The following is an 11,211-nucleotide window of genomic DNA, read 5'->3' on the forward strand; positions in this document are numbered from 1 at the left end:
TTTAAGTTCCGTCAAACTTTTTGGAAGTTTTTGAAGCCGCTTGGCGTCTTCATCTACCTCCAGTACTTCGAAGCTCTCACCACCTTTCGGCGACCAGCTCTTCTCAGCGCAGCCTTTGATTGTATACCGAGTTTTTGCTCGCTTTTCTCAAAGGACCCAACTTTTTGCAAAGTTCGCTTCGGTCTACCCAAACTGCCGAAGGCACTACCTGAGGCAGCGCTTTCTGCTGACCGACTTCTGTGAACAGATGTCTTGGTAGCGAAGCCCTCGACTATAGCATGAGTTTTTGGGCTGCCGGCAAAGTTGGCCACTTATCGCGCAGGCAAGGCAGCCAGCACCGCCTCCAGCGCATCGATGAACAGCGCCGCCACGTCGCAGCCGGTCTGGTCGAAGATCTCCTGGAAGCAGGTAGGGCTGGTGACGTTGATCTCGGTGACGCAGTCACCGATCACGTCCACGCCGGCCAGCAGCAGGCCGCGCTCCTGCAGGATGGGGCCCAGGGCGTTGCCGATCTTCCAGTCGCGCTCGGAAAGGGGGCGGGCCACGCCTTTGCCGCCGGCCGCCAGGTTGCCACGGACTTCGGTGCCCTGGGGTATGCGCGCCAGGCAGAACGGCACGGGCTTGCCGCCGATGACCAGCACGCGCTTGTCACCTTCGGAGATCTGCGGCAGGAATTTCTGCACCATCACGCTCTCGCGGCCGTCCTTGTTCAGCGTCTCGATGATGCTGCCCAGGTTCAGGCCGTCCGGCCCCACGCGGAAGATGCCCATGCCGCCCATGCCGTCCAGGGGCTTGAGGATGATGTCCTTGTGCTCGGCATGGAAGCTGCGGATGTCTGCCGGGTCGCGCGTGACCAGTGTGGGGCCGATGAACTGCGGAAACTCCATGATCGCCAGCTTCTCGGGGTGGTCGCGCAGCGCCCGGGGTTTGTTGAACACGCGCGCGCCATCGCGCTCGGCCTGCTCCAGCATGTGGGTGGCGTAGAAGTATTCGCTGTCGAACGGTGGGTCCTTGCGCATCAGCACCGCGCCGAAGTCGGCCAGCACCGCGCTGCGCACGGGCTGCTCGGTGTACCAGTCTTGCGGGTGGCCGGTGAGCACGATGTCGCGCACCCGCGCCGTCACCTTGCCGCCGCGCACCCAGCTCACGTCCTGCGGGCCGCACACCGTGATGGTGTGGCCCCGGCGCTGGGCCTCGCGCATCATGGCGAAGGTGGTGTCCTTGTAGATTTTGAAACTGGCCAGCGGGTCGGCGATGAAGAGGATTTGCATGGGCGGGTGGTGGATGGGTGTGAAGAGGGCGTGCGTCCCCAGGGCGGGGACGGGCCCCATATGAAAGAGGAAGCCGTCAGCCGCCTTGGGCGCGCGAACGCCCGTACTGTTGCACAAATAGCGCAAGGCTGCCTGCGACCACGCCCCAGAAGGCCGAGCCGACACCCGCCACCACCACGCCGCTGAGCGTGACCAGGAAGGTGATGAGCGCCGCTTCGCGGTGCCCCTCTTCGCGCAACGCCGTCGCCAGCCCATTGCCGATGGTGCCCAGCAGGGCGAGCCCGGCGATGGCCACCACCAGTTCGGAAGGGAACGCGGTAAGCAAGCCCGTGATGACCGCGCCGAACAGCCCGATCACCACATAGAGGGCGCCACAGGACACGGCGGCCGTATAGCGGCGTGCGCGGTCTTCATGCGCCTCGGGGCCCATGCACATGGCCGCGGTGATGGCGCTGAAATTCAGGGCAAAGGCACCAAACGGCGCGAGCACCAATGTGCCCAGCCCTGTGAGTGTGAGCAGGCGCGAGATCGGCAGCGGGTAGCCCGATGCACGGATGACCGCCACGCCCGGCAGGTTCTGCGAGGCCATGGTCACCACGAACAACGGGATGGCCAGGCTCACGGTGGCGGCCAGACTGAATTCTGGCGTGGTCCACACCGGCGCGGCCAGCGAAAGGTGCACGGCGGACCAGGCCATCTGCCCGCGCAAGGCCACCCAGGAAATGCCCACAGCCAGCGTGAGGACCACGGCATAGCGCGGCAGCAGGCGCCGGCCCAGCAGGTAGGTGGCCAGCATCAGCAGCACCAGGGGCAGCGCCGTCTGCGCCGCAGTGAAGGCCTGGATGCCGAAACGCGCCAGCACGCCGGCCAGCAGCCCGGCCGCGATCTCCATAGGGATGCGGTTCATGATGCGCTCGAACCAGCCGGTGACGCCGCACAGCGTGATCAGCGCGGCGCTGACCATGAAGGCGCCGATGGCCTCGCCCATGCTGAAGCCACCGGCCAGCCCTGCCGTAGCCAGCACGGCAGCGCCAGGCGTGGACCACGCGATCATGACCGGCATGCGCAGCACCAGTGAGGGCACCAGGGAGCACAGCCCCATGCCCAGGCCCAGTGCCCACATCCAGGAGGTGATCTGCCCCGGCGTGGCATGAAAGGCCTGCGCGGCCTGGAAGACGATGGCCACCGAACTCGTGAAGCCCACCAGCACGGCCACGAAGCCTGCCGTGAACGACGACAGGCTCAGGTCTTTGAAAAATTGCATGGGCTGGATTCTGCCCGTTGCACCGATGCGGTGCACAACTGCACTGATCGTTGCCCCCTGCCCTGCGCTATACAAAGGCGATTCCATCGCCCACGATCCCTGCAACTGGCGCGTCCCAGGCCAGGGCCACCGTGCAAGGGTCGCCCCGCCGCACCGGTGGCGTCCACCTCAGGGGGAAGCCGCGAAGCGGCTCAGGGGGAGTCAAATTTCGATCTTCGACCCGAGCTCCACGACAGCGTTGTTGGGCAGGTGCAGGAAGTCCGCCGCACCGCTGGCGTTGTGGTGCATCTGGGCAAAGAGCTTCTCGCGCCAGGGGGCCATGCCGCTGCCGATGGTGGGGACGACGGTGTCGCGCGAGAGGAAATAGCTCGTGGTCATGGGCTCCATGCCGCAGCCGCGGCCACGCAGTTGCTCCAGGGCACGGGGCAGGTCGGGGTCGTTCTTGAAGCCGTAGTGCACCACCACCTGCCAGCAATCGTGGCCCAGGGCATCCACCTGCAGGCGCTTGTCCATGCCAATCCAGGGCACCTCATGGCTCTTGACCGTCACGAACAGGTTCTGCTCGTGCAGTACCTTGTTGTGCTTGAGGTTGTGCAGCAGCGCATTGGGCACGACGCCCGTCTCGGCGGTGAGAAACACGGCCGTGCCTTCCACGCGCGTGGGCGGACTGATGAACACCGACTCCAGGAAATCCTTGAGGTCGATGGCATCGGCGCGCAGCTTGTCGTTGACCAGATGGCGCCCTTCCTTCCAGGTCATCATCAGCGTGAAGACGATGCCGCCGATCATCAGCGGGAACCAGCCGCCCGCGAACAGCTTGAGCAGGTTGGAGGCGAAGAAGGCCAGGTCCACCACGAAGAAGCAGCCCGTGGCAGCAACGCACAGCGCCAACGGGTAACCCCAGCCATAGCGGATCACGAAGAAGGTCAGCGTGGTGGTGATCAGCATGTCCAGCGTCACGGCGATGCCGTAGGCCGCAGCCAGGTTGCTCGACGAGCGGAACATCACCACGGCCAGCACGATGGCCGCGAACAGGCCCCAGTTCACCAGCGGGATGTAGATCTGCCCCGTGTCACGCACGCTGGTGTGCTGGATATTCAGGCGCGGCAGGTAGCCGAGCTGGATGGCCTGCTTGGTCACGCTGAAGGCGCCGGTGATCAGCGCCTGCGAGGCGATCACGGTGGCCAGGGTCGCCAGCACCACCAGGGGCAACAGCGCCCAGTCGGGCGCCATCATGAAGAATGGGTTCTTCACCGCCTCAGGCTGGGCCAGCAGCAGCGCGCCCTGACCGAAGTAGTTGAGCGTGAGCGCCGGCATGGCCACGCCGAACCAGGCCAGGCGGATGGGGCGCTTGCCGAAGTGCCCCAGGTCGGCGTACAGGGCCTCGGCCCCGGTCACGCACAGCACCACGGCGCCCAGGATGATGAAGCTGGTGCCCGGGTTCGCGAACATGAAGCCCAAGGCATAGTGCGGGCTCATGGCCCACAGGATCTCGGGGTGGGTGACGATGTGGGACACGCCCAGGACCGCCAGGGTGGCAAACCAGACCAGCGTGATCGGCCCGAAGAACTTGCCGATGCCGCTCGTGCCCCGCTTTTGCACCATGAACAGGCAGAACAGCACCACCAGGGTCAGCGGAATCACGTACTGCTTGAAGTGCGGCGAGACCACTTCCAGGCCCTCGACCGCCGACAGCACCGAGATGGCGGGGGTGATGACCCCGTCGCCATAGAACAGCGAGGTGCCGAAGATACCCACGCCGAGCAGCACCCTGCGCAGGCGGGGTTTGTCCTTCACGGCTTGGGAGGCCAGGGCCAGCATGGCGATCAGCCCGCCTTCGCCATTGTTGTCGGCGCGCAGCACCAGCACCACGTACTTCAGGGAGACGATGACCGTCAGGGTCCAGAAGAGGATGGACAGGATGCCGTAAATGTTGTCCTGGGTAAAGGGCACATGGCCGGACCCGAACACCTCCTTGAGCGCATACAGCACGCTGGTGCCGATATCACCGTAGACAACACCGATGGCGCCCAGCGTGAGCGCTGCGAGCGAGGATTTGGAGCTTTGCACTGACCGCGCCCGGCACACGTGGCTGCCGGGGTTCCGTTACTTTTGGGAACGCTATTGTGCTCCTGCGCTGGTGCAGCGGCGCACCAGCCCGGGGCATGTTGCAGCGCAGCAACTTCCCTCTGGCGCGCCTGCGGCAGACGTGGCAGGCGGCCCTCAAGCCTCTTTCCAGTTCTTTCTTTAGAGAGCTGACCCCATACGGTTTTGCATTCAGCCGGATAGCCAGGCGGGGAGACGCAGACAGTGCTGTAGCACGGCAAGGCTCCTCAACGACGCTAGCCGGTTGAAGGCAAAGCCGTATCAGTCGTAGACCTCGGCATCGGGGTTGGTGGCTTCCAGCTCGTAACTGGCCGCCAGCATCGCCAAACGCGCGACTACGCCGTACATGTAAAAGCGGTTCGGCGCGCTCACCCCGGGGCGCATGCCCGGCTGGGGCATGTGCGTGCTGTGCTCGAAGGCCAGGGGCACGAAGCTCGCGCCCGGCGCGTTCAGGTTCTCGTCGATGCCGCGCTCGGCATGCATGCGGTAGAAACCGCCGACCACGTAGCGGTCCATCATGTAGACCACGGGCTCGGCCACGGCATCGTTCACCCGCTCCTGGGTGAGCACGCCTTCCTGGATGATCACGTCGTTGACCACCTGGCCGTCCTTGATGACCGCCATCTTGTTGCGCGTCTTGCGGTTGATCGCGTCCAGCTCCTTGGCGTCGCGCACGGTCATGATGCCCATGCCGTAGGTGCCGTTGTTGGCCTTGACGATCACGAAGGGCTTTTCGTTGATGCCGTATTCCTTGTACTTGCGGCGCACCTTGGTCAGCAGCGCATCCACATGGGTCTGCAGGTTCTCCATGCCGGCACCCTCGGAGAAGTCCACGTCCCCGCACTGGCTGAACATGGGGTTCACCAGCCAGGGGTCGATGCCCAGCATCTTGCCAAAGCGCTTGGCCACCTCTTCGTAGTTCTTGAAGTGGGTGCTCTTCTTGCGCACGCTCCAGCCAGCATGCAGCGGAGGCAGCAGGTACTGCTCGTGGATGTCTTCCAGGATGCCTGGCGCACCGGCCGTGAGGTCGTTGTTGAGCAGGATGGTGCAGGGGTCGAAGTCCTTGAGCCCCAGGCGGCGCTTGGTGCGCACCACCGGCTCCAGGGTCACCGTGTCGCCATTGGGCAGCTCGATCAAGGTGGGCTTCTTGATCTCGGGGCTGATGGAACCCACGCGCACGTTGAGGCCGGCCATGTTGAAGATGCGCTGCAGCTGCACCACGTTCGACAGATAGAAGGTGTTGCGCGTGTGGTTCTCGGGAATGATCAGCAGGTTGCGCGCCTCGGGGCAGATCTTCTCGATGGCGGCCATGGCCGCCTGCACGGCCAGTGGCAGCATCTCCTTGGTCAGGTTGTTCCAGCCGCCGGGAAACAGGTTGGTATCGACCGGGGCCAGCTTGAAGCCGGCATTGCGGATGTCCACCGAGGTGTAGAACGGCGGGGTGTGCTCCATCCACTCCAGCCGGAACCAGCGCTCGATGGCGGGCATGGAGTCGAGCACACGCTGCTCGAGTTCGTTGATCGGCCCGGTGAGGGCCGTGATGAGATGCGGAACCATGGGGAGCCCTCAGAGGAGACGGTAACGATTGCAATCCATTGTAGGGTTGGGGCGTGACCGGTTCTTCGCAAGCCCGGGGCCGCTTTCTTTCAGCGCCGCCAGAACGAGGGAGTGAGCAGCGCCAGAAAGCTCAGGATCTCCAGCCGCCCGAGCAGCATGGCAAAAGTGCAGACCCAGATCTGGAAGTCGGTGAGCACCGCAAAATTCCCTGCCGGCCCCACGCCGCCCAGACCCGGCCCCGCGCAGTTGACACTGGCCAGCACCGCCGAAAACGCGGTCACCGGGTCCAGGTCGGTCAGCAGCAGCAGCATGCTCAGCCCGAAGACCGTGCCACCGTACACCAGCATGAAGGCCAGCACGGAGAAGATCACGCGGTTGTCCACCACACCGCCGCCCAGGCACACCGGCTGCACGGCACGCGGGTGCACCAGACGGTTCATCTCGCGGCGCGCCTGCTTGACCAGGATCAGCATGCGCACCATCTTGATCCCGCCGCCGGTCGAGCCGGCGCTGGTGGCCACACCCGACAGCAGCAGCATGGACACGGGCGCGAACACCGGCCAGGCCAGGTAGTCCACCGTGGCGTAGCCGGTGGTGGTGGCCAGCGAGATGGTGTTGAACATGCCATGGCGCAGGGCATCGAGCGGCGCGTACACCCCCTTGGCCCAGAGCAGCAGTGACACCACCAGCCCGCCGCCGATCAGCGCGAACAGCGTGGCACGCAGCTCCGGATCTGCCCAGAAGCCGCGCCAGTGCCCCCTGCGAAAGGCCACGAAGTACAGCGCAAAGTTGCAGCTGGCAACCAGCATGAAAAAGATGCAGATGGCTTCGAGCAGCGGCGACTGGAAGTGCCCGAAGCTGGCATCGTAAGAAGACAGGCCGCCCAGGCTCACCGTGGTGAACATGTGCATCAGCGCATCCAGCGGCGCCATGCCGGCGAGCCAGTAGGCCAGACCGCAGGACACGGAGAACAGCGCATACACCCCCCACAGGCCCTTGGCCGTGCCGGTCATGCGCGGCGTGAGCTTGGCATCCTTGAGCGGGCCGGCGGCCTCGGCCTTGAAAAGCTGGCTGCCGCCTACGCCCAGCAGGGGCAGCACGGCCACCGCCAGGATCAGGATGCCCATGCCCCCCACCCACTGCAGGAAGGTGCGCCACACGTTGACCGACACCGGCAGCGTGTCGAGCCCGCTGAGCACCGTGGAGCCGCTCGTGGTCAGGCCCGACACGGCCTCGAAATAGGCGTGCGTGAACGACATGGGGCGCCCGATATAGTGCCCCGCCAGCATCAGCGGCAGGGCTGCGGCCAGTGGCAGCAGCATCCAGACCAGCGACACCAGCATGACCCCGTGGCGCGGCTGCAGCTCATGGCGAAAGTGGCGCAGGCGCCACCAGAGCCAGGCACCGGCCATGAAGGTGGCGCCCATGGCCTGTGGGTACACCTGCCAGATGCCATCGCGCATCCACAGCGAGACCGCCAGCGGCAGCCCCATGGTCAGCGAGAAGATCATGGCCAGGATGCCCAGCACGCGCAGGACGGGAAACAGGTCCACCATGGCGCGTCAGAAAAAGGTGGCGCTCACACGGAACAGCTTTTCCACCTCGCGCACCAATCGCTTGTGTGGCAGGAAGAACACCACGTGGTCGTTGCTCTCGATCACCGTGGAGCTGCGCGGGATGATGACCTGGGGCTCGCGCAGGTCCTCGGGCGAGACACCGGGCGAATCGGGCAGGCCGCGCACGATGAGGCCCATGTGCACCTCGCCGGGCAACTGCAGTTCGCCGACCATGCGGCCCACCACGCGCGAGCTCTTGCGGTCGCCACGCGCGACGATCTCCAGCGCCTCGGCCACACCCCGGCGCAGGCTGTGCACGGCCTGCACATCGCCTTGGCGCACATAGGCCAGCAACTCGCCGAGCATGGCCTGCGCGGGCGACAGCGCAATGTCGATCTGCGTGCCATGCATCAGGTCGGCGTAGCTGCGCCGGTTGATCAGCGCCAGTACCCGGCGCGCACCCATGCGCTTGGCCAGCAGGCAGGACATGATGTTGTTTTCGTCATCGTCGGTGAGCGCCAGGAAGAGGTCAATCTCTTCGATGTTCTCGTCGCCCAGCAGGTCCTCATCGGTGGCGTCGCCCTGCAGCACCAGCGTGTCCGAAGGCAGCAGGGACGCCAGCTCGGTGCAGCGCGGCATGTCGCCTTCGACAATTTTCACGCGAAAGCGCCCGGCCTGTTTCGCCAGCTGGCGCGCCAGGCGCAGGCCCACGCGCCCGCCGCCGGCGATCATGATGCGGCGCACAGGCTGCACGGCCGTCGCCCCACGCCGGTGCAATGCGGCGAGCACGTACGCGATGTGCTCGCTGGCTGCGAGCACGAACACCTCGTCGCCCGGCTCGATGCGCGTGTTGCCGTCGCAGGCCACGAAGCGGTCGGGCTCGTCGGGAAAGCGCCGGTAGATGGCCACAATGCGCACCGCCACATCGGGTGCGCCGGCACGCAGTTCGGCAATGGTGTGGCCCACCATGGGAGCCCCGGTCCGCGCGCGCACCGAGGCCAGGCAGGCCCGACCGCCCGCGAACTCGCGCACCTGCATGGCCTCGGGGTACTCGATGAGCTTGCCGATGTAGCGGGTGAGCGATTCTTCGGGGCAGATGATGCGGTCCACCGCAAAGCCTTCGGGGCCCACCAGCCGCTCGTCGTTGTCGAACCCCGAGGAGCGCACGCGCGCGATGCGCGTGGGGATGTTGAACACGATCTGCGCGATCTTGCAGCACACCAGGTTGGTCTCGTCCTGCGCGGCACAGGCGATCAGCAGGTCGGTGTCGTGCGCGCCGGCCTCGGCCAGCACGGCCGGGTCGATGCCGTTGCCCACCACGCCGCGCAGGTCAAAGCGCGACTCCAGGTCACGCAGGCGCTCGGCGTCGGTGTCGATGACGGTGATGTCGTTGCGTTCCGACACCAGGCTCTCGGCCACGCTGTGGCCGACACGGCCGGCACCCAGGATGATGATTTTCACGGGAGGATGATGGGTACAGGCGACAGGCGCGTCAAGCCAGCTGCCGCAAGCGGCAGTCAAAGCCGAGCATCAACTGCGCACCTCGCCCTCGCCCAGTACAACGTACTTGAGCGAAGTCAGGCCTTCGATGCCCACAGGACCACGGGCATGGAACTTGTCGGTGCTGATACCGATCTCGGCACCCAGCCCGAACTCGAACCCATCGGCAAAGCGGGTGCTGGTGTTGACCATCACACTGGCCGAGTCCACCTCGCGCAGGAAGCGCTGGGCGTGGACGTGATTAGTGGTCAGGATGGCGTCGGTATGGTGCGACGAATAGTGGTTGATGTGCGCGATCGCTTCGTCCACACCCTCCACCACCTTGATGCTGATGATCGGCGCCAGGTACTCCTCGGACCAGTCCTGCTCGGTGGCATCGACCAGCTTGGCGCCGGCCACCGAGGCCAGCAGGGTGCGGCTCTCGGGGCAGACGCGCATCTCCACACCCTTGGCGGCGTACACAGCGCCAATCAACGGCAGGAACTCGGGCGCCACGCCGCGCGCGACCAGCAGGCCTTCGCTGGCATTGCAGGGGCTGTATTTCTGCGTCTTGGCGTTGTCGGCCACCTTGACGGCCATGGCCACGTCGCAGGGGTCGTCCACGTAGGTGTGGCAATTGCCGTCCAGGTGCTTGATGACGGGCACCTTGGCATCGCGGCTGATGCGCTCGATCAGGCCCTTGCCACCGCGCGGGATGATCACGTCCACGAACTGCGGCATGGTGATGAGCTGGCCCACGGCCTCGCGGTCGGTGGTCTGCACCAGCTGCACCGCGTCCTGCGGCAGGCCGGCCTCGGCCAGCGCCAGCTGCACCAGGCGCGCCAGCGCCTTGTTGGAATCGATGGCTTCCGAGCCGCCGCGCAGGATGCAGGCGTTGCCGCTCTTGATGGAGAGGCTGGCGGCCTCGATGGTCACGTTGGGACGGCTCTCGTAGATCATGCCGAACACGCCGATGGGCACGCGCATCTGGCCCACGCGGATGCCGCTGGGCTGCTGCTTCATGCCGATGATCTCGCCGATCACGTCGGCCATGGCGGCCAGCTGTTCGCAGCCTTCGGCGCAGGTGTCGAGCACCTTGGGCGTGAGTTTGAGGCGGTCGACCAGGGGTTCGGCCAGGCCCGCGGCGCGGGCGCGCTCCAGGTCGCGGGCGTTGTCCACCTGCAGTGCGGCGGTGTGCTCGCGCAGCAGGCGCGCCAGGGACCGCAGGGCCTTGTTCTTGACGGCCGCAGGCGCGCGCGCCATGAGGGCGGAGGCGGCCTTGGCCTGGGATCCGAGGGTGTGCGTGTATTCAGCCACGTTGAGCGCGTTCATGGCCCCGATTCTCGCAGAAGCGCCCTGCCCCTGCGCACCCAGGGGCAGGGCATGCAGGCCATGCTCCCGGGCGGTTGCCGCGCCCCGCGCCGACACCCGCACCGGCTCAAGGGGGTCAGTTCAGCGTATGGACGACCTGGTAGCGGCCCGCACGGACCATCTCCGCTGCGGCCGTGGCATCGTCACCCACACCGTAGCCCACCACCAGCTGCACACCCTCCAGCCCGCTGAAGTTCAGGCCCGAGGCAATGCGCACAGGGACCGTGCGCGGCAGCGCACCCGACAAGTAGGCAGGAAAGGCTCCGCCGGTGTAGGGCGCCCAGCCATTGGGGCCCAGGAACAGCACGGTCGATCCCGCCAGCGCTGCCACGTAGACGCGGCCCGTCTTGCCGCGGTGCAGTGTCGAGACCGTGGCGCCCACATCCACCGTCACATTGCTCAAGGGGCCGGTCTGCCCGCCGGAGAAGGTGCCGGCGGCGTCCCCCACCCGGCCCGCATCGAACGCCGCCCCGTTGGCCTGCATCACCCGCACGGGGGCGGTAGTTTTGTCGGTGCCGCCCAGGTTGGTGCCTTTGCCCCAGATCCAGACGCTGCCGTCCGTTCCAATCACGCCAGAGATCGCAGACCCCGCCGCTGCTGCAACCAC

General features: G+C 66.0%; 9 protein-coding genes. 1 reads left to right on the forward strand and 8 read right to left on the reverse strand.

The window, feature by feature from the left end; genetic code table 11:
* Nucleotides 1–243, forward strand: a 243-nt coding sequence (locus ASE31_RS32840) for a hypothetical protein (protein WP_235514771.1), incomplete at its 5' end; no start/stop codon positions are given.
* Nucleotides 244–311: 68 nt separating this feature from the next.
* On the opposite strand, the gene gshB is transcribed toward ASE31_RS32840, so the two are convergent.
* The 8 genes from gshB to ASE31_RS26105 form a co-directional block, all read right to left on the reverse strand.
* On the reverse strand, nucleotides 312–1,271 hold the full coding sequence (gshB, locus tag ASE31_RS26070; protein ID WP_057205282.1) for a glutathione synthase: 960 nt from the start codon (nucleotides 1,269–1,271) through the stop codon (nucleotides 312–314).
* A 76-nt stretch (nucleotides 1,272–1,347) separates the two neighbouring features.
* The gene (locus ASE31_RS26075; RefSeq protein WP_057205264.1) at nucleotides 1,348–2,535 is read right to left on the reverse strand and encodes a benzoate/H(+) symporter BenE family transporter; all 1,188 of its coding nucleotides are present in this window, start codon (nucleotides 2,533–2,535) and stop codon (nucleotides 1,348–1,350) included.
* A gap of 201 nt (nucleotides 2,536–2,736) precedes the next feature.
* Entirely contained in the window at nucleotides 2,737–4,605 is a 1,869-nt protein-coding gene (locus ASE31_RS26080; protein WP_057205268.1) for a potassium transporter Kup, read from the reverse strand.
* A gap of 297 nt (nucleotides 4,606–4,902) precedes the next feature.
* Nucleotides 4,903–6,198, reverse strand: a complete 1,296-nt coding sequence (gshA, locus tag ASE31_RS26085; protein ID WP_057205271.1) for a glutamate--cysteine ligase — start codon at nucleotides 6,196–6,198, stop codon at nucleotides 4,903–4,905.
* An 89-nt stretch (nucleotides 6,199–6,287) separates the two neighbouring features.
* On the reverse strand, nucleotides 6,288–7,754 hold the full coding sequence (locus ASE31_RS26090; protein ID WP_057205274.1) for a TrkH family potassium uptake protein: 1,467 nt from the start codon (nucleotides 7,752–7,754) through the stop codon (nucleotides 6,288–6,290).
* 6 nt (nucleotides 7,755–7,760) lie between these two features.
* Entirely contained in the window at nucleotides 7,761–9,215 is a 1,455-nt protein-coding gene (gene trkA / locus ASE31_RS26095) for a Trk system potassium transporter TrkA (protein WP_057205277.1), read from the reverse strand.
* 69 nt (nucleotides 9,216–9,284) lie between these two features.
* Nucleotides 9,285–10,565 carry a glutamate-5-semialdehyde dehydrogenase gene (locus ASE31_RS26100; protein WP_057205286.1) on the reverse strand — a complete coding sequence of 427 codons (1,281 nt, stop codon included), beginning with the start codon at nucleotides 10,563–10,565 and terminating at the stop codon, nucleotides 9,285–9,287.
* 115 nt (nucleotides 10,566–10,680) lie between these two features.
* The coding region (locus ASE31_RS26105) for a hypothetical protein (RefSeq protein WP_235514772.1) at nucleotides 10,681–11,211 on the reverse strand (531 nt) is incomplete at its 5' end.

It is taken from the genome of Acidovorax sp. Root217 (assembly GCF_001428645.1).
Classification (GTDB): domain Bacteria; phylum Pseudomonadota; class Gammaproteobacteria; order Burkholderiales; family Burkholderiaceae_C; genus Acidovorax.